Genomic DNA, 565 nt, shown 5'->3' with positions numbered 1-565 from the left:
CGGCATACCGAAGGAGATCATCCTGCTGACTGGGCAAGACGTGTGGCCCTACACGTTCATCGCCGACGACTCCGGTGGCGGATGTGGCAAGGTGCCGATGCCCGCCGATGCGGCCCTTGGGGAGGTACAGACGGCGATCTTCACGCAGCTTGCGGACCTCACCCGCATATTCCACGACGTTGAGATCGACGTTGAGTGGTCCTCCCTGACGCTGGATTCATGCGTAGGCCACATCCGGCGTGTCACCGAAGAGGAGCCTGCTCCGCGTGGCGCGGTACCTGAAGTCGGCTGACACGGGTCGGCTCACCGGGCACCGAAAACGTCATGCCCTTCGACACCGAATCAGTCGCAACCGAGCCGTACACAGCCGAGGATCCCGGCCGGCAGGGCCGAGTTCGTGGTGCCAGCGCCTCAGAAATCGCGAACTTGGGCGCTGTGGCCGGCGCTTACGCCGGCTCGACGCGGACCGCGCAGACCTTGAACTCCGGCATGCGGGAGACCGGGTCGAGGGCCGGGTTGGTCAGCGTGTTGGCGCGGCCTTCGCCCGGCCAGTGGAACGGCATGA

2 protein-coding genes are annotated in these 565 nt (G+C 65.8%); one reads left to right on the top strand and one right to left on the bottom strand.

What is annotated here, in order from left to right; translation table 11 throughout:
• Positions 1-292: hypothetical protein (locus G3I78_RS47190; protein ID WP_164436783.1), on the top strand; the 292-nt coding region annotated here is incomplete at its 5' end.
• 154 nt (positions 293-446) lie between these two features.
• On the opposite strand, the gene G3I78_RS47185 is transcribed toward G3I78_RS47190, so the two are convergent.
• The coding region (locus G3I78_RS47185; protein WP_164436780.1) for a molybdopterin dinucleotide binding domain-containing protein at positions 447-565 on the bottom strand (119 nt) is incomplete at its 5' end.

It is taken from the genome of Streptomyces sp. SID13726, from assembly GCF_010548375.1.
Lineage (GTDB): Bacteria > Actinomycetota > Actinomycetes > Streptomycetales > Streptomycetaceae > Streptomyces.
Note: the sequence above shows the minus strand (reverse complement) of the source record. Positions and strands in the feature narration are given on the sequence as shown.